The organism is Pseudonocardia halophobica (genome assembly GCF_027922425.1).
In the GTDB taxonomy this organism is placed as follows: Bacteria; Actinomycetota; Actinomycetes; order Mycobacteriales; family Pseudonocardiaceae; genus Pseudonocardia; species Pseudonocardia halophobica.
Genome location: NZ_BSFQ01000023.1, coordinates 46,168 through 66,908, shown reverse-complemented (window position 1 = coordinate 66,908; position 20,741 = coordinate 46,168). Strand labels below are relative to the sequence as shown.

Annotated in this window: 18 protein-coding genes; 2 read left to right on the top strand and 16 right to left on the bottom strand. The window is 71.5% G+C overall.

The features are described 5' to 3' along the window. Positions 1-21: 21 nt before the first annotated feature. Genes solA through PKE99_RS23775 form a run of 4 tightly spaced genes read right to left on the bottom strand, consistent with a single transcriptional unit; the run spans position 22 to position 6,147 of the window. Positions 22-1,158, bottom strand: coding sequence for an N-methyl-L-tryptophan oxidase (solA, locus tag PKE99_RS23790; RefSeq protein WP_037049708.1), 1,137 nt, complete (start codon positions 1,156-1,158; stop codon positions 22-24). Beyond that, positions 1,155-2,432: an MFS transporter gene (locus tag PKE99_RS23785; RefSeq protein ID WP_051737882.1), complete on the bottom strand. Its 1,278-nt coding sequence runs from the start codon at positions 2,430-2,432 to the stop codon at positions 1,155-1,157. Before PKE99_RS23785 ends, solA begins: the two co-directional genes overlap by 4 nt. Then, a complete protein-coding gene (locus tag PKE99_RS23780) occupies positions 2,429-4,066 on the bottom strand; it encodes a hydantoinase B/oxoprolinase family protein (RefSeq protein WP_037049710.1) in 1,638 nt (545 codons plus the stop codon). Before PKE99_RS23780 ends, PKE99_RS23785 begins: the two co-directional genes overlap by 4 nt. After that, positions 4,063-6,147, bottom strand: coding sequence for a hydantoinase/oxoprolinase family protein (locus PKE99_RS23775; protein WP_037049711.1), 2,085 nt, complete (start codon positions 6,145-6,147; stop codon positions 4,063-4,065). The genes PKE99_RS23780 and PKE99_RS23775 overlap by 4 nt, the downstream gene beginning before the upstream one ends. A gap of 112 nt (positions 6,148-6,259) precedes the next feature. Here PKE99_RS23775 and PKE99_RS23770 point away from each other — a divergent pair, with 112 nt between their 5' ends. Then, positions 6,260-7,159, top strand: coding sequence for a LysR family transcriptional regulator (locus PKE99_RS23770; protein ID WP_051737884.1), 900 nt, complete (start codon positions 6,260-6,262; stop codon positions 7,157-7,159). A 109-nt stretch (positions 7,160-7,268) separates the two neighbouring features. Then, on the top strand, positions 7,269-8,180 hold the full coding sequence (locus PKE99_RS23765) for an amidohydrolase family protein (RefSeq protein ID WP_037049788.1): 912 nt from the start codon (positions 7,269-7,271) through the stop codon (positions 8,178-8,180). 57 nt (positions 8,181-8,237) lie between these two features. On the opposite strand, the gene PKE99_RS23760 is transcribed toward PKE99_RS23765, so the two are convergent. The 12 genes from PKE99_RS23760 to PKE99_RS23705 form a co-directional block, all read right to left on the bottom strand. Beyond that, a complete protein-coding gene (locus tag PKE99_RS23760; protein ID WP_271214915.1) occupies positions 8,238-8,549 on the bottom strand; it encodes a hypothetical protein in 312 nt (103 codons plus the stop codon). A 406-nt stretch (positions 8,550-8,955) separates the two neighbouring features. Continuing rightward, positions 8,956-10,179 (bottom strand): FAD-dependent monooxygenase, encoded by a 1,224-nt coding sequence (locus PKE99_RS23755; RefSeq protein WP_037049715.1) that lies wholly within the window; start codon positions 10,177-10,179, stop codon positions 8,956-8,958. A 227-nt stretch (positions 10,180-10,406) separates the two neighbouring features. Continuing rightward, positions 10,407-11,081 (bottom strand): TetR/AcrR family transcriptional regulator, encoded by a 675-nt coding sequence (locus PKE99_RS23750; protein ID WP_156067827.1) that lies wholly within the window; start codon positions 11,079-11,081, stop codon positions 10,407-10,409. Between the two features lie 62 nt (positions 11,082-11,143). Further along, entirely contained in the window at positions 11,144-11,455 is a 312-nt protein-coding gene (locus PKE99_RS23745; protein ID WP_037049719.1) for a Dabb family protein, read from the bottom strand. Beyond that, positions 11,452-11,826, bottom strand: coding sequence for a metal-sulfur cluster assembly factor (locus PKE99_RS23740; RefSeq protein ID WP_051737885.1), 375 nt, complete (start codon positions 11,824-11,826; stop codon positions 11,452-11,454). The genes PKE99_RS23745 and PKE99_RS23740 overlap by 4 nt, the downstream gene beginning before the upstream one ends. Next, the gene (locus PKE99_RS23735; RefSeq protein WP_037049721.1) at positions 11,823-12,914 is read right to left on the bottom strand and encodes an amidohydrolase family protein; all 1,092 of its coding nucleotides are present in this window, start codon (positions 12,912-12,914) and stop codon (positions 11,823-11,825) included. The genes PKE99_RS23740 and PKE99_RS23735 overlap by 4 nt, the downstream gene beginning before the upstream one ends. A 28-nt stretch (positions 12,915-12,942) precedes the next feature. Beyond that, the gene (locus PKE99_RS23730; protein ID WP_037049724.1) at positions 12,943-14,478 is read right to left on the bottom strand and encodes a class I adenylate-forming enzyme family protein; all 1,536 of its coding nucleotides are present in this window, start codon (positions 14,476-14,478) and stop codon (positions 12,943-12,945) included. Between the two features lie 42 nt (positions 14,479-14,520). Continuing rightward, positions 14,521-15,393: an alpha/beta hydrolase gene (locus tag PKE99_RS23725; RefSeq protein ID WP_051737886.1), complete on the bottom strand. Its 873-nt coding sequence runs from the start codon at positions 15,391-15,393 to the stop codon at positions 14,521-14,523. A gap of 205 nt (positions 15,394-15,598) precedes the next feature. After that, on the bottom strand, positions 15,599-16,990 hold the full coding sequence (locus PKE99_RS23720) for an amidase (RefSeq protein WP_037049727.1): 1,392 nt from the start codon (positions 16,988-16,990) through the stop codon (positions 15,599-15,601). After that, positions 16,987-18,171 carry an amidohydrolase gene (locus tag PKE99_RS23715; protein WP_051737887.1) on the bottom strand — a complete coding sequence of 395 codons (1,185 nt, stop codon included), beginning with the start codon at positions 18,169-18,171 and terminating at the stop codon, positions 16,987-16,989. Before PKE99_RS23715 ends, PKE99_RS23720 begins: the two co-directional genes overlap by 4 nt. Then, positions 18,168-19,451, bottom strand: coding sequence for an MFS transporter (locus PKE99_RS23710; RefSeq protein WP_051737888.1), 1,284 nt, complete (start codon positions 19,449-19,451; stop codon positions 18,168-18,170). The genes PKE99_RS23715 and PKE99_RS23710 overlap by 4 nt, the downstream gene beginning before the upstream one ends. Further along, complete coding sequence (locus tag PKE99_RS23705) at positions 19,448-20,644, bottom strand: dipeptidase (protein WP_037049730.1); 1,197 nt, start codon at positions 20,642-20,644, stop codon at positions 19,448-19,450. The genes PKE99_RS23710 and PKE99_RS23705 overlap by 4 nt, the downstream gene beginning before the upstream one ends. Positions 20,645-20,741: the final 97 nt, after the last annotated feature.

The following is a 20,741-nucleotide window of genomic DNA, read 5'->3' as shown; positions in this document are numbered from 1 at the left end:
CGGGGCCACCCACGGCGAGCGTCAGGAGAAGCGGGCCGGGTCGAGGAACGCCGCGTCGAGCACCTGGTTCTCGTCCGCGACGATGCGCGCCACCACATCACCGACGCCGGACGCGTGCTTGAACCCGTGTCCCGAGCAGCCGCCCGCGACCACCACCCGCTCCCGTCCGGGCAGCCTGCCGACGACGAACTGCCCGTCGGCCGACATGGTGATCATGCACGGTCGTGCCTTCGCCGGCGTCGGGTCCAGGCCCGGAAGGGTGCGCTTCAGCACGGTGCCGAGCCGGGCCCAGTCCGTCGCCGCGTCGACGCTCCGGTCGATCGTGTCCGGGTGCACGGCGGGCTGCTGGTCCGGGTCGGGGGACAGGCCGACCTTCGCCGGCTCGCCGAGAGCGGCGCCGTGACCCCAGATCGTGCGCTCGTCGTCGTAGTGCCGGATGAACACCGGGAACGCCTTCAGGTCGAAGGCGGCCGGGTCGTAGCCCGGCCGCGTCCCGAACCAGGTCAGTGGGACGCGCCGGACAGTCGTGGCGACCTGCGGCACCAGGTCCGACAGCCACGGTCCCGCCGTCACGACGACCTGCTCGGCGTGGACGGTGCCGAGCGCCGTCGCGACCCCGCCGTCCGTGAGACCGGTGACCCGGACACCCTCCAGCACCGTGGCGCCGAGTGCCCGCGCCGCGTCGAGGGCCGCTCCGATCGCGGCCTCGGGCCTCAGTACGCCGGCGCCGGGGTCCCACACGCCCTCGTAGTGGTCAGGCAGCCCGGCGTGCTGCGGAAATCGGTCGCGCAGCTGCTCGACCGTGAGGTCCTCGATGTCGAGGTGGTGCGCGGCGGCGGCCCGCCGGGTGCCGCCGACCGCGCGCCCGGACGGCGGCCCGGCCATCAGCCCGCCGGTCTGGTCGAGCAGGGGGGTGCAGGCGGTGTCCTCCAGCTCCCGCCACAACGCGAGCGACCGCTGTGCGAGCGGGACCAGACCGGGGTGCTCCAGGCAGGCCACGCGGAACAGTCGGGTGACACCGTGGCTGGAGCCCAGCGCGTGACCGAGCGGGAACTGCTCGATCCCGGCGACCCGCAGGCCCCGGCGGGCGAGCGCCCACAGGGCCTGCGAGCCGAACGCGCCGAGCCCGACCACCACGGCGTCGTAGCGGGTGCTCACGCCACGAGCTCCTTGCCCTTCGTCTCCGGCATCAGCCACAGCATGACGGTGGCCAGCACGGCGAGGCCGCAGCCGACGACGAGGATCGAGTTGCCCAGGCCGAATCCGGCGGCCATGAAGCCGATGACCATCGGGCCGAATGCGGCCACACCGCGGCCGACGTTGTAGGAGAAGCCCAGCCCCGATCCGCGCACGGACGTCGGGAACTGCTCGGACAGGATCGCTCCCAGTCCGCCGGCGCACGACGACACGCACATGCCGACGAGGAACACCAGCACCAGCCCGAGGACCACCGACGACACCGGTGTGAGGATGAACAGCAGCATGCTCGCGACCGCCAGGGTGTAGGCGACGGTCTGGGTGGGCCTGCGGCCGAACCGGTCATGGAAGAACCCGCTGCTCACGTACCCGACGAAGCCGCCGACGATCTGGACGAGGAGGTACGCGGTCGTCCCCGAGACCTGCAGCCCGCGTTCCGTGGACAGGTACAGCGGCAGGAAGCTCACCACGGCGTAGTAGTTGCCGTGCCCGCCGACCATGAACAGGGTGGCGACGATCGTCCGCGAGCGCAGCCCCGGCCGGAAGATCTCGCGGATGCCCGCGAGCGGGTTGGCCTTCTCCTTCGCGCCGGCGGGGAGCCGGTCGACGCGGTCGGAGACGTTCCGCCGGATCCACAGCACGAACAGCGCGGGGACGAGGCCGACGCAGAACAGGACGCGCCAGGCGATCTCAGGCGGCAGCAGCGAGAAGATCGCGAAGTAGGACAGGGTCGACGCCGCCCAGCCGATCGAGTAGGCGCTCTGCATGAACGCCATCACGCGGCCACGGCGCTCGGGCTTCGCGTACTCCGCGAGCAGTGCGACGCCGACGGGCCACTCGGCGCCGAAGAAGAGGCCCTCGAGCACCCGCCAGACGATCAGCTGCTCGACGTTCTGCGCCGTGGCCGACAGCGCGGTGAAAACGCTGAAACCGATGATCACCCAGATCAGCACGCGGGCACGGCCGAACCGGTCGGCGAGCGCGCCGCCCAGCAGTCCACCGACCGCCGAGGCGACGAGGCTGATCGTCGAGATCGTGCCGCCCGTCGCCACGTTCGCCCCGAGCGTCGCGAGGATCGCGCCGAGGGCGAGCGGGAACATGGTGTGGTCGAACCCGTCCAGGCCCCAGCCCAGCGCCGACGCCGTGACCGCACGGCGGTAGCGCGTCCGGTACTCCGCCGGCTCCTGCGTCGCGTCCGCGGCCGGAGCGGCGGGAGGGATCTCGGGTGCGCTCATGCCAGTGCTCCTTCGGGTGCCGGGGTGGAGGACGGCAGGCGGCCGTCGCGCTCGTCGGCGGCCACGGCGCCGGGGGCCCGCTCGGCGGCCGGACCGTAGCCCCCGGCGCCCGCGGTGTGCACGTCGATCGCCTCGCCCGCGTGCAACGTCACGGCGCTGGACGACCGGCCGGTGTCGCGGCCCGCGGCGTCGAGCACGTCGATGTGCGTGGACGCACCCGGCTCCCCGCCGAACAGGCCCCACGGGCGGGACAGCAGCCGGCTGGTCGAGACCTCGGCGCGACAGTCGTCGTGCTCGATGCGCAGGGTGCGGCGGATGCCCATGCCGCCGCGGGAGCGCCCGGCGCCGCCCGAGCCGTCGATCAGCTCGTAGCGCTCCACCGTCAGCGGGTACTCGGACTCCAGGCACTCGATGGGCAGGTTCGACGTGTTGGTCATGTGCACCTGCACGCCGTCGAGGCCGTCGTGGTGCGCGCCGGCGCCCATGCCGCCGCCGATCGTCTCCAGGTAGACGTAGAACTCGCCGGTGCGCGGGTCGGTCCCGGAGAACGTGCACGCCGTGACAGCCCCGTTGCCCGCGGCGATCACGCGGTCCGGCACGGCCTGGGCGAGGGCGCCGTGGACGAGGTCGACCACGCGCTGGCAGGCGAGGATCCGGTTGTTCACTGCGGCGGGCGGCGTGCAGTTCAGCAGCGACCCCCGGGGCGCGCGCACGGTCAGTGGCCGGAACATCCCGTCGTTGGCCGGGACGTCCGGACCCACCACCGTCTTGACCGCGTAGAACACGGTGACCTGCAGCGCCGTGAACACCATGTTCAGGCTGTTGGGCTGTTGCGGCGGCGCGTCGAAGTCCAGCACCATCTCGTCGCCGCGGACCTCGAGCCGCACGCCCAGCTCGAGCTCGCCCTCGTGCTCGTCGGAGTCGAAGAGGTCGCGGAACGAGTACACGCCGTCCGGGATCTCCGCGATGCCGGCGCGGATCATGCGCTCGGTGTAGTCCATCAGCTCGGCGCCGGCGGCAGCGATCGTGTCCGCGCCGTAGCGGGCGCACAGCTCCCGCACCCGCCGCACCCCGAGCCGGTTGGCGGCCAGCTGGGCGCGGAAGTCGGCCACCCGCTCCCGCGGCACCTGGCAGTTGAGCAGTATGAGGTCGAGGACGTCCCGCTCGATCTCCCAGTTCCGCGCGAAGCGCACGGCGGGGATGCGGATGCCCTCCTGGAAGATGTGCGCGTGGGTGCGGTCGACGAAGTCGGCGTGGTGCGCGAGGTTCGTCACCCACGCCACCAGCTCGCCGTCGACGAAGACCGGCGTCGCCAGCACGATGTCGGGCAGGTGCGTGCCACCGCCCGTGTGCGGGTCGTTGCCGACGAACGTGTCGCCGTCGTGGATGTCCTCCGGGCCGTACCGCTCGGTGATCGCCGCGACGATCCCCATCAGTGAGCCCAGGTGCAGCGGGATGTGCTCGGCCTGCGCCAGCGCCCGGCCCTGCGCGTCGAAGACGCAGGTGGTGCAGTCGCGGCGTTCCTTGATGTTGGGGGAGTACGAGGCCTTGACCAGCATCTCGCCCATCTCCTCGGAGATGGAGGCGAGCGCCGATCCGATGACCTCGACCTGGACCGGGTCGAGCGTGCTCACTTGTGGCTCCCGAGGGTCGTGAGGATGGATCCGGTGGGGTCGACGTGTGCGTGCTCGCCGGGCAACACCAGCGTCGTGGTGTCGAACTGCTCGACCAGGGCCGGCCCGGCGATCTCGTTGCCCGCGCGCAGGCGGTCGCGGTCGTACACGGGCGCGTCCACGTAGTCGCCGCGCTCAGGCAGGAAGAGCCTGCGGACGCCGGCGAGCGCGCCCGACGGATCGGCCCCCACCGGCTCGGACCGGGCGAACTCCAGCTGCGGCGTCGCTCCGGTGGCCTCGACGCGGAACGTGACGGCCTCCACCGGCTCGTCGGCGGTGGCGTAGCCGTAGCGCTTGGCGTGCAGGTCGTCGAACGCGGTACGGGCGGCCTTGAGCGCGACCTCGTCCATCGGTCCGACCGGCACCTCGACGGGCAGCTCGTAGTTCTGGCCGACGTACCGCATGTCGATCACGGTCCGGAGCGCGCGGTCCGCGTCGGCGACGCCCTCGGCCGCGAACCAGGCCTCCGCGCGGGCGCGCAGGTCGGCGAACACGGCATCGAACTCGCTCGCGGCCTCGGGCACCGCGCGGGTGATGCGGGTGCGGGAGTAGTCGCTGCGCAGGTCTGTCATCAGCATGCCCAGCGCGGACAGCGCGCCCGGACGCTGCGGCAGGAGGGTGGAGCGCATGCCCAGCTCGGCGGCCAACCGCGCGGAGTGCAGCGGACCGGCACCGCCGAACGACACCAACGTGTAGTCGCGGGGGTCGTAGCCGCGCTGTACGGAGATCACGCGAATCGCGCGGGCCATATTGGCCGTGACCACGCTGATGATCCCCTGCGCAGCCGCGGTCCGGCTCATGCCCAGCCGCGCGGCGAGCCGGTCGACGGCCCGGAAGGACAGGTCGGCGTCGATCGGCATCCGCCCCGCCAGCAGGTGGGTCTGGTTGAGCACGCCCAGCACGACGTTGGCGTCGGTCACCGTCGGCTCGTGGTTGCCGCGCCCGTAGCAGGCCGGGCCGGGGTCGGCGCCCGCGCTCTGCGGCCCGACCTTGAGGTGCCCGCCCGCGTCGATCCACGCGATGGAGCCGCCACCCGCGCCCACCGTGTGGATGTCGACCATCGGCGCCTGGATCGGGCGGCCGTCCATCTCCATGCCCGGGGCGGTGCTCGGTGTTCCGTCGTTGACCAGCGAGACGTCCGAGCTGGTGCCGCCCATGTCGAACGTGATCAGGTCGGCGATCCCGCTCTGCGCAGCCACCTTCGCCGCGCCGACCACGCCGGTGCTCGGCCCGGACAGCACGGTGCGCACCGGCAGCGCCTCGGCGGCCGGGAACGACATCATGCCGCCGTTGCTCTGGGTCACCTGTGGCGTGCAGGGCAGGCCCAGCTCCGCCAGCGCCAGGCGCAGCTTCGACAGGTACCGCTGCATCACCGGGCCGATGAACGAGTTGGTGGTGACGGTGGAGAGCCGCTCGTACTCGCGGAACTCCGGCAGCACCTCGCTGGAGATCGACACGAACGCGTCCGGCATCTCCTCCGCCAGCACGTCCTTGATCAGCTGCTCGTGCCCGGGAGCGAGGTAGCTGTAGAGCAGGCAGACCGCGACGGCCTCGACGCCCTCGTCCCGCAGCGCGCGCACCTGCCGGCGCACCTGCTCGACGTCCAGCGGGACCGCAACCGTGCCGTCGTAACGCATCCGCTCGGTGACCTCCTTGCGCAGGTGCCGCGGGGCGAGCAGCTCGCCCTTCTGCGCCGCGAGGTCGTAGAGCTTCGGGCGGCGCTGGCGGCCCAGCTCCAGCAGGTCACGGAAGCCTTCCGTGGTCAGGACGCCGGTGCGCGCGCCCTTGCCCTGCAGGAGGGCGTTCGTCGCGACGGTCGTCCCGTGGGCGAAGTAGCCGATCCGCTCGACGCCCGCCTCCGGCTCGCCGGACAGGGCCGCACCCTCGCGCTCGATGATGTCCCGGACGCCGGCCAGCACCGCCTCGCCCGGGTCGTGCGGCGTGCTCGCGACCTTCGTGATCGCGAACACCCGTCGCTCCTCGTCGAACAGGCACACGTCGGTGAACGTGCCCCCGGTGTCGACGCCCAGCCGCCAGCCCATCGCTTGCTCCCTCGCGGTTCGCCTGCTGTCGACCGTGAGTTCAGCAACGGCACCACCATCGGGTCCAATACTGATGCTGTGCATGATCACATGAACTGCTTATAGTTCACAGATGGAAACACGGCGGCTCGAGTACTTCCGGGCCGTCGCGGAGGACGGCAACTTCAGCCGCGCCGCGGCGCGGCTGAACATGACGCAGCCGGCGCTCTCCCAGCAGATCCAGCGCCTGGAGCAGGAGATCGGTGCCGACCTGTTCGACCGGACCTCACGACCGGTGGTGCTCACGGACGTCGGAGAACGGCTGCTGGTCCACTCCGCGGAGCTGCTCGACCACGTCCGTTCCATCGAGCGGCTGCGCACGGCGGCCGGGCGTGGCGAAACAGGGACGTTACGGATCGGCGTGATCCCGGCCATGCTCTTCGGCGGGCTCCCCGCCCGACTCCGGGCGTTCCGGCGTCGCTACCCGGACGTGCACGTCTCGCTCCACCGCACGGACACGGCCCCGTTGCTGGACATGCTGGAGGCGGGCCGCCTCGACGTCGGGTTTGTGCACGCCAGACCAGAGCCGCCGGTGCTGCGGTTCAGCGCGCTCGCACGCAGTCCGCTCGCCGTCGCCCTGCCCGCCGACCATCCGCTCGCCTCCGCCACCGAGCTGCGGCTCGCCGACCTGCGGGCCGAGCCCCTCGTGCTCTTCCCCCGGCAGTCAGCCCCCGAGAACGTCGACACGGTGCTGTCGGCGTGCATGGCCGAGGGCTTCTCGCCCCGGGTTGTCACCACCAGCGGCGGCTACGCGGACCAGGCCGGGTACGTCGCCGCGGGACTCGGATGGGCGCTGCTGCCCGCCGATGTCGACGGCGTGCACGCCGAGGACGTGGTGCGCGTGCCGCTGACCCCGGGCATCGCGTTCACCGAGCGGGTGGTGTGGCGCTCGCCGAGGCCGCACAGTCGGGTACGGGCACTGCTGGCGCACCTGGAGGAGGCGTACTCCGGACTCGACGACGGACGTGCGTAACGGTCCGTGCCGAGTGCGCGAGTTCGGTGCGTTGAGCCTCTCACCACCGACCGGAGGTGTCGACCGTGATCCGCATGGGACGCGCCGCCCGGGGACGACGGTGAACGACGTGGCCGGGCACGGTGACGGGCGACGCGAGGTCGTCGACGCCCACCACCACCTCCTCGACGTCGCCGGGATCGGCTACTCGTGGATCCGCGACCGGAGTCGGGTGCTGGAGGCGTTGCTGTCCAACTACTACGACTGCGCCCGTGACTACGGCGGCGACGACTACGCCGACGACATGTCCACGGTGCCACTGGCCGGCTCGGTCGCCTGTGAGTTCGGCGCGGTCGACCCGGTGGCCGAGGCCACCTGGATCCAGCAGCTCGCCGACGCCGGCAGTGGACCGAGCGCCTTCATCGCCGGCGTCGACCTCGCGAGCCCGACGCTGACCGAGACGCTGCGGCGCTACCGCGACCTGCCGAGGGTGCACGCCGTCCGCCAGCCGCTCTACTGGGCCGAGGACCCGTTGCGCCGGCTCGGCGCGCGCCCCGACTACCTCACCGATCCGCGATGGCTCGCAGGGTTCGAACAGGTCGCCGCCGACGGCCTCACCTGGGACCTGCTCGTCTACGACGCACAGATCCCCGACACCGCCGTGCTCCTCCGGTCCTTCCCGGACACGCCGATCGTGCTGGAAGCCGCGGGCTGGCCGCTCGACCGCTCCCCGGACGGGTTCGCCCGCTGGACCGAGCGGCTCGAGTTCGCCGCCGCACACCCCAACGTGGCGCTCAAGCTCCAGGGCCTCGCGCTGATCTTCGGCCCCTCCCGGCAGGAGATCGAGCCCTGGGTACGCCGCGCGGTCGACACCTTCGGCCCCGAGCGCTGCATGTTCGCCACCCACCTGCCCGTGGACGGTCTGCTGTGGAGCGTCGAGGCCCTGCTCGACGCCCTCTCCGGGATCCTGGCCGACCTGGCCGACCACGAGAAGGACGAGTTCTTCGGAGGCTGTGCACGCCGCCAGTACCGCGTTCCCTGACACGCTGCCGCGGCGCTCCCCTTCCCGGATCGGGCCGGAGCGCCGGCGCCCTCCGCCTCAGTCGAGGAACCAGACCTCTGCCAGCTCGCTCGCCAGAAGTCCTTGTTCGGTGGCGATCCGCTCCAGCGCGGAGGCGAGCCGCGATGCCAGCTCGACGGCGGCATCCGTCACCCCATCGGCTCCGGACTCGGCGACGACCGCCTCGAAGACCGCCCTTGCGGCTGCGAGGCCCTGGTCCGCGTTGTGGTCGTCGGAGAGGAACGCGAGCACGGCGTCGCGTGGAGCGGCCAGTGCAGACTGGTCGTCGAGCTTGTCGCGGGGGCTTCCGTGCGCGTTCATACTGCCCTTCCGACGGCGACGCGCGAACACGGCGGTTCGTCGAAAGCTGTGTACCCGGCATTTGCATCTGCAACCGCTCTGGCTCGCGGCCCGGGCCGAAGACCCGTCCGGCTCACGAGGCAATTCCTTCATCACCGCTCGCCTGCCAGCCCGGCAGAGCCGCGGCCGATGATGCTCACTGCGCAGATCAGCAGGTAGATCAGCCCAGCTGTACCGCACCGGCCCAAGACTTTGGTCCATGCGGGAAGCTCGACACCTCCGGCGTCCGGCGCAGCCGCCCGGGGCCCCCGCGGCCACCGCACCGCTGCCCGCTGGACCCCGATCCTGGCGGACCGCCGTCACGAGGCCTGTGCTCGAGCAAGTGCGGATCAGATGCCCGACGACCTCGCCTGAAGAGCGCTTGGCCGGAGGTCGACATGCCGTAGCGGGGACCCGCTCATGGCCGAGCCGACGAGGTGGTCGGCGGTCCGGTCGGCGCCCCGGAGTCCGGCACCCCTGCGTAGTCGGGCAGCTCGATCCCGTCGATCGCGCGCTCGACGAGCGCCATGAGCGCCTCCATGTCGGGCTCCGGGGCCGGCTCCACATCCGGTGCGGGGGCCTCGAGGCTCTGCACGTGCATCCGGCCGATCTCCTGGTTCGCCTCGACGAACGGGCGCATCCGCTCCTCGTAGCCGGCGAACCCGGCCACCGGGTCCCAGCCGGCGGCGGCCAGCTCCCCGGCCAGCACGTACGCGCCGACCAGGGCCAGCCCGGTGCCTTGCCCGGACATCGGCGACGAGCAGAACGCCGCGTCCCCGAGCAACCCCACCCGTCCGCTCGACCAGCGGTCCATCACCACCTGCGCGACCTGGTCGAGGTAGAAGTCCGGGGTGTCGTCCAGGTGCGCCAGGATGCGCGGGGTCTCCCACCCGAAGTCGGCCATCCGGTCGCGCAACAGCCGCTTCTGGGCCGCGACGTCCCGGTAGTCCACGTCGAAGTCGGGAGAGGGGAAGGAGAGCATGGCGATCGCCCGGGTGGCGTCCTGGACGGGCCGCAGCCCGGCGGACCGCCCGGCCTCCTGGTAGTCGATCAGCCAGCGGTCCAGCCCGAACTCGTTGGGCACGCTGTAGAAGGCCAGCACCAGCCCGAGGTGGCGGACGAACTGCTCGCGGGGTCCGAACACCATTCCGCGCAACGCCGAGTGCAACCCGTCCGCCCCGATCACCAGGTCGAAGCGCCGCCGGTCGCCGCCCGCGAAGACCACGTCGACGCCGTCCGCGTCCTGGGTGAGCTCGGCGATCCGGTCACCGAAGACGTATTCGACGCTGTCGCGGGTGTCGTCGTGGAGCACCTGGGACAGGTCCCCGCGCAGGATCTCGATCTCCGAGATGTACCCGTCGCCGCCGTCGTCGTCCGCGCGGTAGGTCTCCAGCACGTTCCCGTCCACGTCCACCGTGTACGCGCCGGCGGTGTCGGTGCAGGCCGCGCGCACCGCCGCGTCCAGCCCCATCCGCCGGATGACCTCCTTGGCCACCCCCCGCGCGTCCACCGCCTGCCCACCGGGCCGCAGCCCAGGGGCCCGCTCCACCACGGTCACCTCGACACCCCGCCGGCTCAACCAGTGGGCGAGCGCGGGCCCCGCGATGCTCGCCCCCGCCACCAACACCCTGATACCGCTCACCGGTGCCCCTTTCGTCGACTCGTCGAGGGGAAGACGTCGACGGGGCCCGAAAATCATCGCCTGCTCGGCATTCGCAGCGAGTCGCGGCCGTGGGTCAGGCCCGCGTCTGCGCTGGAACAGGCGCACTCGTCCAGCCGACCCGCACGGAGTGCAGCTCAGAAGCTCGCTGTAGGGCACGACAGGCATCGTCGGAGCCAGTTGGAGGCCATGAGGGAGGCCACGACGGGTCAGCTCGGTGGGGGGTCGTCCGCCAGGTAGATGGCGCGCATCCACACCGTCGTCGCCGACTCGACGAGGTCGTCGACGGCCAGTGCGTCCGGCGCGTCGATCAGGGTGAGGAAGAGCATGCGCTCGCCGTGCCAGATCAGGTTGCGGGCGAGCTGGTCGGCGGCGGGCCCGTCGGGGGCGATACCGCGTCGCCGCTCGCGCTCGATCGCTCGGGTCATCCGTTCGACGGGCTGGTGGATGAGGTCGTGCCACAGGCTGCGGGCCTCGTCGACGGAGTTCCAGAGGTCCGCGCCCTCGCGCATGACGGCGCCGTGCTCGAGCCAGAAGTCGACGACAGCCCGGATGGTGGCCGTCATCGACTCGCGCGGGCGGGCGGACTCCGGCCGCTGGAACCAGGAGTCCTCGGTGTCGTAGAAGACCAGGAGCCGGTCCCGCACCCGCGCGAGCAGCGCGGCGTAGGCCTCGTGCTTGGACTTGAAGTAGAAGTAGAAGCGCGTGCGGGTGATCCCGGCTTCCTCGGCGATCTGCTCCACACCGAGGTCCCGCAGCGGCGTCTCGACCAGCAGCCGCTCGAGCGCGTCCAGGATCAGGGCGTCCCGACGCCGAGTGGCGCGGGTCGTGGGCTTCCGCTCGCGCTGCCCATTGCTCCTCGGCGCGGCCTTCGGACCTGTCATCGCGGTGGACTCTACCGCCGCCAGCTGTGCCGGACCCGCGGTGCGCGCGGGTCCGGCACAGGTCACAGGGTGGTGGCTCCGTCCGGCAGCACGAACTGGACCCGCTCCAGTGAGGCGCAGAGCCGACCGAAGACATCCTGCCGAATCCGGTTGTGCTCGGCGTCCTCGTCGTACTGCCGGTAGGCCTCCTCGTCGGCGAGATCGACGGTGATCACGAAGTCCGCGTTGCCCTCGCGCAGCCCGAGATCGCGGCCGGCCCGGAGCTCGAACTCGACGCCCTGCACCCGCAGGTCACGCAGCTCCTGCAGGCCCGCCTCGAGCTCGGCTGCACCCACTCCCTCGCGGATCCGGCCGAGGACCACGTTGCGGATCACCGGCGTTCCCACTCCCGCGGGCGCACCGGCACCTCGAGCAGGGAGGCCGCGCGCCGGTCGTCCAACGTGCGCCTGCCGGCGTCGGTCATTAGTTCCGGCGTCCACATCGTGACAGTGTCGATCTCCACCCGGACGTTCTCGACGCCGTCGACCTCGGCCACGCGCGCCTCGATCCCGTCCGCGATGGAGCTCATGAGGATGCACGACGGTGCCGTGGGGCTGACCGTGACGACGACCGTTCCGTCGCCCTCGACATGCCAGTCCCGGACCAGTCCCATGTCCCGCACGCTCATCGGCGCCCGCGCCGCGATGCTGCAGGGATCGTCGACCTTCCCGAGAGCGGCCTCGATCGCCGCCGGCGTCGCGCTCATCGCCGGTACCCCGCCGGGTCCGACGCGAACTCCGCCTTCCAGGCGGCGTAGGGCTCCGGGCGCGGATCGGTGCGACGGGCCAGGGAGAACTGGTCGTCGGCGATCTTCGCCTTCATCGCCTCGACGTCCAGGTCGAGGACGCGGGCGTAGTTCAGGCCGAGGATCTTGGCCTTGTCCTCGCGGGTCAACGGCTCGATCCCCACGCCGTTCAGTGTCTGCTCCGAGAACTGGAACTCGGTGAAGGCCTCCAGGAAGGGCTGGGTGTGCGCGAACATCGCCCCGTCCGAGAAAATGATCTTGTCTGGTCCGCCCCAGAGGAGGAAGTCGGCCATGATCTCCTCGAACATCTTCGGCGCCTTGAGCAGCAGCAGGCTGGTGACCTCGAGGTTGGCGTAGACGTTGGGGTAACGTCCCAGGGCCAGGGAGGTCTCGCGGGTGAAGGCCAGCCCGGCGTGGATGATCTCGAAGCTCACCTCCGGGAAGCGGCCGGCGGCCCCGTCGACGTCGTCGATCTTGTAAGGGTTCATCGGCACCGGCCCGAGCGGGGCGGCCTTGTGGATCGCGACGGTCTTCAGGCCGTGCTCGATCGCTCGCTCGATGATCGGGAACGCGAGGTCCGGGTCGTCGAGCCGCCAGGATCGGTCCGGCTCGACCTGGGCCGGGTACATCTTCAGCCCGACCGCCTGTGGCAGCTCGGCCATCTGCTCGTCGAGTTCGCGCAGGCAGGTCTCGAGCCCGGCGGTCGGGTCCACACCGACGTAGGCGAGGAAGCGGAACCCGTACTTGGTGGCCGCCTCGACGGTCTTCTCCCGCGCCGCCAGGCCGTCGCCGAAGTAGGAGTCGAGGCGGAGGGTGTGCGTGGCGGCGACGTCGACGTCCGCCTCCACGAACAGCGCCTGGGCGAGGGCGTCGACGGTCCAGTCCGAGGTGAACTCCTCGAGCGTCATCCGGGCGTGGGGCGGGGACCAGGTGTTGTGGAGCCCCCAGAGCATGTCGCACAACAGCTGACCGGGTTTGTTGCGGATGTTCGCCGGTTCGAGGTTGTAGGCGTGGGACACGGCGTTGATCACGAAGTAGTCGTCGATCATCGTTGACTCCTGTGGTGGATGGTGCGGGTCAGATCCGTCGGTCGGCGGTGGTCCAGTACTCGTCGCGCAAGGCCCGTTTGAGGACCTTGCCGATCCCCGAACGCGGGAGTGCGCGGGTGATGACGCGCTTGGGTGCCTTGACCGAGCCGAGGTGGGCCTTGCAGGCTGCGATCAGCTCGTCCGGGTCGATCGTGTGCCCAGGCCGGGTCTCGATCACCGCGGTCACGGCCTCACCCCACTTCGGGTCGGGGAGCCCGATGACCGCGCAGTCGTCGATGCCCGGGAAGGTGTGCAGGAAGGACTCGACCTCGGACGGGAAGACGTTGAAGCCACCCGTGATGATCATGTCCTTCTTGCGGTCGACGATGTAGACGAAGCCGTCCTCGTCGCGCAGGCCGACGTCGCCCGTCCCGTACCAACCGCCGGGTCTGCGGGTCTGGGCGGTCGCGTCGGGGTCCTGCCAGTAGCCGTCGAAGACCAGGTCGGACCGCACGACGATCTCGCCGCTCTCGCCGGGCCCGAGCAGGTTCCCGTCGTCGTCCATGATCTCGATCCGGGCGAGCGCCGAGGGTCGGCCGCAGGACGCCAGCCGACGACCGAGGACCGGGTCCGCTGCCGCCTGCGCGATCTCCGTGGTCTCGTGGACGGTGCAGATCAGCGGTGCTTCGGCCTGGCCGAAGGTCTGTGTCATCACCGGGCCGAACACCTCGACCGCCTCGGCGAGCCGGTCCGGGGCCAGCGGGGCGCCGGCGATGAGGAACTGGCGGAGCGAGGAGTAGTCGTACCGGCGAACCTTCGGGTCGGCCAGTAGCTTGTAGAGGGCGGTCGGCGGGAGGAAGATCGCGGAGATCCGGTTGCGCTCGATCGACCCGAGCACCTGCTCGGGAACCACCCCGTCGTGCACGACCACCCGTCCGCCCTGCGCGAGGGTCGGGAAGCAGACCAGGCCGGCAGCGTGCGTCATCGGGGTCGCGCACAGGTAGCGGGGCGGCTCCGGCTCACGCAGGTGGATCTGGAACCCCAGGCACATCAGGTGGATCTGGCGGTGGGTGATCGGGACCGCCTTCGACCGCCCCGTGGTCCCACCGGTCGGGAGGAGCATCGCGACGCCACCGGGCTCGAACGGCCGGTCCGGTACACGGGGACCCGTCGGCACCAGCCAGTCGTCGGCGTCGAAAGGCTGGGAGGGTTCGAGGCCGTCGACCAGTTTCTCCAGCTCGGCGGCCCGGTCGGCCAGATCGGGGTGATGGAGGATCCGCCGGCACCCGACCGTCGTCAGGAAGTCGGCCTGGTCCGCCGAACCGGAGACGACGTTGATGGCGGTCCAGATCGCCCCCGCACGGAGGATCCCCACGATGCACGCGAGCGCGAGCGGGTGGTTCCGGCTGAGGACACCGATCCGGTCCCCCGGCCGGACGCCGTCCCGGCGCAGTGCGCCCGCGATCCGGTGGGTCAGATCGCGGAACTCCTTGTGGGTGAGGACCGTGGTGCCGTCAGGATCGACGAGGCACGGATCGGTGGGCGCCGCGCGGGCGCCGCGGTCGATGTAGTCGACGAGCAGCATGGGACGACCTCGGTGTCATCGTGGTGGGGTGGCGCGCAGGGGTCAGGAGACGAGGCTGCGAAGCAGGTCGCAGGCGTCGTCGATCACGCGGGATCCCGCCGGGATCTTCTTGGGCACCAGGGGTGCGTGGTGGATGATCCCGGGAATGCACACGTCCTCGGCCGTGCCGCCGGCGGTGCGGATCCGCTCGGCGAAGGCGTGCCCCTCGTCGCGCAGCGGGTCGAACTCGGCGGTGACGACGACCGTGGGCGGGAACCCGCTCAGGTCGTTGGCGCGGAAGGGGAAGACGAGCGGGTCGTCCTCCTTCGCGTCGGGGGCGTACTGGGCGAACATCCAGTCCATCTGTTCGCCTGTGAGCATGTAGTCCTTGTCCAGAAGGTGCCGCGACTCGGTACCCGAGTCCCGATCCAGGACGGGGAGCATCAGGACGACGGCGCTCAGGCTGCGATCACGCAGTGCCGTCGCGGCCACGAGGCACCCCCCGCTGGACTCTCCCGCGAGGACCACCTTCCCGGAGCCGGACAGTGCGTCGAGCACGGCGGCGATCTCGTCGAGCTGGCGCGGGTAGGTCGCCTCGGGGGCGAGGGTGAAGTCGACGGCCACGACCGTGCAGCCGGACCGGTTGGCGAAGCGCCGGCACAGGGTGTCGTGGGTGTGCAGCCCGCACCGGGTGAACGAGCCGCCGTGCACGTAGACCACGGTGGCCAGGGGTTCGACGAACGGCGCGTACGTCCGCACCGGGACGCCGGCGACGATCCCGTCCTCGACGGAATGCACCTCCTCCCGCTCGAACCCGAGCGGGATCAAGGCCTCAACGCCCTCGCGCATCTCGGCGACCGACGTCTCAGACAGGGGCTTGGTGGGCTTGCTCGTGGCGTTCTCGATGAAGGCTGCTGCGGCTTGATCGAGCGGCATGCACGAAACAATACACGACGTCGTGTCTTGCTCAAGGGCATCGCTCGATTCGAGACCCGGAGGCCGGTACGAGGACCGTCGGGAGCCCAGGACGGAGGAGGCCCCGCGACCACCCACTTCGTCGTGTCAGTCCGACCGCCCAGACCGGCGACACGCTGTGGACTTCCCGCTCGCGTCGGCGCCAGGACCGGCAGGATCTCGTCTGTCAGACGCGGACCGGTTCGAGGTCCGTCCCCATCCAGCGCGCGATCGCGACGGTGCGGGCGTCCGTCCCGGGCTGTCCCATGACCTGCAGTCCGAACGGGAGACCGCCGACGCCCATCAGCGGGACGTTCACCGCGGGCGCGCCCAGCAACGAGCTCGGGAAGTTGAACCCCGGGTCCCCGGTGGGCCAGCGGACCGGCGGTTCGCCGGGCACGTCTCCGGACCAGATCGGGGCCGGCCCGCTCGACGTCGGGAGCAGGACGGCGTCGGTTCGGGTCGCCAGGAGCGCGTAGGCGGCCGTCAGCGCGGCGCGACGGCGGAGGGCGGCCTCGTAGCCCTCGGGACCGAGCCGGGCGGCGGTGTCGAAGAAGAATCGCTTGACCCGGTCGCTGAAGTCCGCGGGGCGGGCGAGCGCGAGGTCGCGGAACGCCCACGAGTGCTCCCAGGCGAGGATCCCGCTGCCGACCTCGGTCGCGCCGACAAGGGCCTGTTCGAAGCCTTCGACGACGGCGTCGTCACCGCGGCGCAGGATCCGCACGCCGGCTGCCTCGACCTGGGCGAGAACCTGTTCGAACGCCCTCCGGCTCGTCGGGTCCAGCCGTTCCCACGCCTCGGTCTCGACCACCGCGACCGTGCTCGGCACCCGGGCGGGCGGCGGGATGGCGGGGCCGTGCAGGGCGGGTCTGCCCGGGTCGCCGCCTGCGCGTGAGGCGATCGCGATGGCGACCAGCCACATGTCCTCCGACGAGCCCGCGTGGACGCCGTGCGTCGTCGTGCTCGCGGTCTGACGCTCACCGCGGTTGATCGCGCCCTGCGACGGCTTGAACCCCCAGACGCCGCTGTAGCTCGCCGGCCGCATCAGGGAACCGCCGGTCTGGGTCGCGATGGTCGCCGGGACCATCCGCGCGCCCACCGCCGCGCCGGACCCCGACGAGGATCCCCCCGGCGTTCGACGGGGGTCGAAGGGGTTGGTTGTGTGGCTCGGCTCCGGCCCACCCAGCTCGGTGGTGACGGTCTTGCCCAGGATAACGGCCCCGGCCTCGCGCAGCGCCCACACGGCGGCGTTGTCCCGCTTCGGGAAGTTCCCCGCGAACGCGGCACAGCCCATCTGCGTGGGCATGTCCCGGGTCTCGAGCAGGTCCTTGATGCCGATCGGTATCCCGTCGATCGGCGAGAGCGGCTCGCCGCGGCGCCAGCGTGCGGTGCTGGCGTCGGCCTGCGTCCGGGCCCCCTCCTCGTTGAGCACCACCCAGGCCTGGACGACCGGCTCGCGTTCCGCGATCGTCGCCAGGCACCGCTCGAGGTAGTCGCGCGGGGAGTCGGAACCGTCGAGGAAGGCCGCGGTCGCGGTGTGGAAACGCAGGGGCTCGAACGTCCTCGGGTCGTAGGTCACGTGTCCTCTCCTCGCTCTGCCCACGCGAACGGGCCGGGCTCGGTGAGCCGGCGCCGGAGCGCGGCGTCCTGCGCGGCGTCGGCGACGGTCCAGGCGAGCGCGAGCCCGCCGTCGTGGATCGCCCGCGTGCCCTCGGGCCCGGAGGCGGTGCGGGCGAACGCCGCGGTGTGGTTGCCGTCCTGGGCCGGCGAGTCGAAGGACAGCACCGGGTGGATGGCGGGCATGCGGACCGAGACCTCGGCCATGTCCGTGGAGCCGATGGCCTTGTCGGGGTAGTCCGGGAAGGTCCGGCCGAGGGCCTCGGCGTTGGCCTGGAAGAGGCCGGCGAGGGCCTGGTCGTGCCGGAAGCCGTGCGCGGACGCCAGCTCGGTGATCTCCATCTCGACCCCGGCGGCGAGCGCACCCGCCTCGAAGCAGGCGCGCACGCGCGGCCAGAGGAGGTCGACCTCGTCCAGGGTGTCCGCGCGGACCATGCACTCCACCACGGCGGCGCCGGCGATGACGTTCACTGCCGTGCCCGCCTCCTTGACCCAGGTGTGGACGCGGTCGCCGTCGCGCTTCTGCTGCCGCAGCAGTCCGATCCCGACCTGCGCGACGGTCACGGCGTCGGCTGCGTTGAGCGCCTCGAACGGGCGTGACGCGTGTGCGGTGCGACCCTGGTAGGAGATCGACCAGTGGCGCACCGCGCGGATGGTCGGGGTGGCCATGTCCTTGAGCGTCGGGTGGGTCATCAGGGCGGCGTGCAGGCCGTCGAAGGCGCCCTCCCGCAGCATGATCGCCTTGCCTGCCAGGACCTCCTCCGCGGGCGTGCCGAGCAGCCGGATCGTGAGGTCGAGCTCGTCCGCGAACGGGGCCAGCGCGAGCGCCGCCCCGAGCGAGCTCGCGGTGATGACGTTGTGCGCGCACCCGTGTCCGATGCCCGGCAGTGCGTCGAGCTCGGCGCAGAGCCCGATCGCGAGCGAACCGGTGCCGATCGTGGCGCTGAACGCCGTGTCGAGCCCGGCGACCTTCTCCTCGACAGTGAACCCGCTGTGCTCGCGCAGCAGCCCGACGACGGCGGCGGCCGTCCGGTGTTCCTCGAAGGCCACCTCCGGGTCCGCGGCCATCTGCTGCGACAGCGCCACGACCGCGGGTTCGTGTCGGGCGAACTCGGCGGCAACCCGCTCCTTGGTCGTCGTCATCGCAGCACCTGCTCCGGGGCCCGGTCGCGGGCGCGGGTCTCCGGGAGCGCGACGACGACGACGATCAGCGCGACGAGCGCGAGCAGCGTGATGTAGCCGCCCGGTGCGAGCCGGCCGAACCAGCCGGTGAGGAGCGCGCCCAGGATCGGCGCGGTGCCGCCGAAGATCGCGTAGGCCACGTTGTAGGCCAGCGCGGTACTGGTCGCCCGGATCCTGGCGGAGACGATCTCGACGGCGACCACGGTAGAGCCCACCGTGACGAGCGCCGCCGGGACCACGAGGATGATCTGGGTCGCGAGCGTGGTCGCCAGGGTCCCGCCGCTCGCCAGCAGGTAGGCCGGCAACGACCCGACGACGGCGACCGCGACACCGGCGACCAGGAGGGGCTTGCGTCCGACCCGGTCGGCCACGATCCCGGCCGGGATGCAGAGCACCGCGCACACCAGCAGCGCGACCCCGCCGGAGACGAGCACTGTGCCCGGGGGCACCCCACCGGTCGTCGTCAGGTAGGTGGGGAGGTAGCCGAGCAGGTTGTGCACGACCACGGCGAGCAGGGCGAACAGCGTGAACAGCAGCAGGAAAACCCGCCAGTTGCGGAAGGTGTCGCGGATCGGGCGCGACGCCGTGTCCCCCGCGGACTCCAGCTCCTGGAAGGTCTGGGTCTCGTCGAGCTTGAGCCGCATGTAGAGCCCGACGAGCGCCATCAGCCCGCCGGCGAGGAACGCGAGCCGCCAGCTCCAGTCCTCGTACGCCGACTCGGAGATCAGCCGCAGCGCCAGCAGCGCGAACGAGGCCAGCGCCGAGCCGACGTAGGTCGCGCTGCCGACGGCGCTGAGCCAGAGCCCGCGCCGCCCCGGCGGCGCCTGCTCCATGACGTAGGAGGCGGCGCTCGTGTACTCGGCCCCCATCGAGATCCCCTGGCCCAACCGACAGACCAGGAGCAGAATCGGGGCGAGGATCCCCGCCGAGTCGTAGGTGGGCAGCACTGCGATCGCGGCGGTCGACACAGCCATGATCAGCACCACGGTCGAGAGCGCGGTGCGGCGGCCGAGCCGGTCCCCGATGCTGCCGAAGATCGCCGCCCCGAGGGGCCGCACCACGAAGGCGAGGCCGTACACGGCGAGCGCCGAGAGGATTGCGAGGGTCGGGTCGCCCGCGGGGAAGAAGTGTGTCGCGATGATCGTCGCGGAGGCCCCGTAGATCACGAAGTCGTACGACTCGACCCCGTGGCCGACCATCGCGGCGGGGAGGACGCGGCTGCGCTTCACGGGCCCGCTCACCAGATCTTCTCCAGCACTCGCAACACGTTCCCGCCGATCACGGCGGCGATCTCCTCGTCGGTGTACCCGTGCCGGACCAGCCAGCCGGTGATCGTGCGGAAGCACTCCCCCGGGTTCTCCAGACCGCCGACGGCCTCGACGGGGTCGAACGCGGGTCCGGACCGGATGGTGTCCTCGACACCCCACTTCTTGCTCATGACGTGGTGCATGTCGAGGTGGTCCCCGAAGAAGGTGTCCGGCCCGAAGGCGACGTGCTCGATCCCGACCAGGTCCACGCAGTACCGGAAGTGGTCCATCACCGATTCGACGCTGTGTGCGCGGTGAGCCGTGCTGACCGTGGTGTACGGAGCGGCCTCGATCCCGATCACGCCGCCGGACTCGGCGCAGGCCCGGATCACCTCGTCCGGTTTCATCCGAGGGGTGTCCCAGACGGCCCGGGCCCCGGCGTGGGTGATCAGGACCGGTCGCTCACTGACCTCGATCACCTCGAGCGCGGTCCGGTCCCCCGAGTGGGACACGTCGATGGCCATCCCGAGCTGGTTCATCCGCCGGACCGCGCGCCGGCCGAGCCCGGTCAGACCGCCGTCACCCTTCTCCCGCAGACCGCTCCCCAGGGCATTGGCATCGCTGTAGGCGACGCCGATCTGCCGCACCCCGAGCCCGTACAACACGTCGAGCCGGTCGATCTCGTTCTCGATCAGCGCCGCACCCTCGAGGCCCGCGACGACGGCGAGGCGCCCCTCGGCATGTGCCCGCCGGATGTCCGCGACGGACTCGGCCCGGATCACGTAGTCCTGGTGGGCGAAGTCGCAGAACCGCATCCCCAGGTCGGTGATGACGTCGTCCCACTTCCAGCCGTTGCGGGACTCGCACGCCCCCCAGCCGAGGTTGTCGAACACCGCATCGAGCCCGGACCGGCTCAGCCCCTCGTAGCCGTAGGCCAGCCGCGCTCCGCGGTTCCACTCCAGCAGCTCGGTGCGGGCGTGCCGCGGCAGCCGCACCGGGTGGTCGTGCAGCGAGACGACGACGTTCTCGGCCAGGAGCCGTTCGGTTCGCGCCGCCTCGTCCTCGGTCAGCCCGAGGTCGTGGGGCGGGAGCCGGTCGACGTCCGGGGCGAGCTCGAACTCCTCGTAGTCCGTCCCGGCCTGTAGGTAGGAGAAGGACTGGTATCCGCTGTAGCGGGTGGATGGCATCGCGTCTCGCCTCCGTTGTGTTCATCATTGCGGCACGGCGGTGCTACTTTGCGGCACGAATTCCGCCGGAGTCAATCGTCCGCTCACTACGGAGACG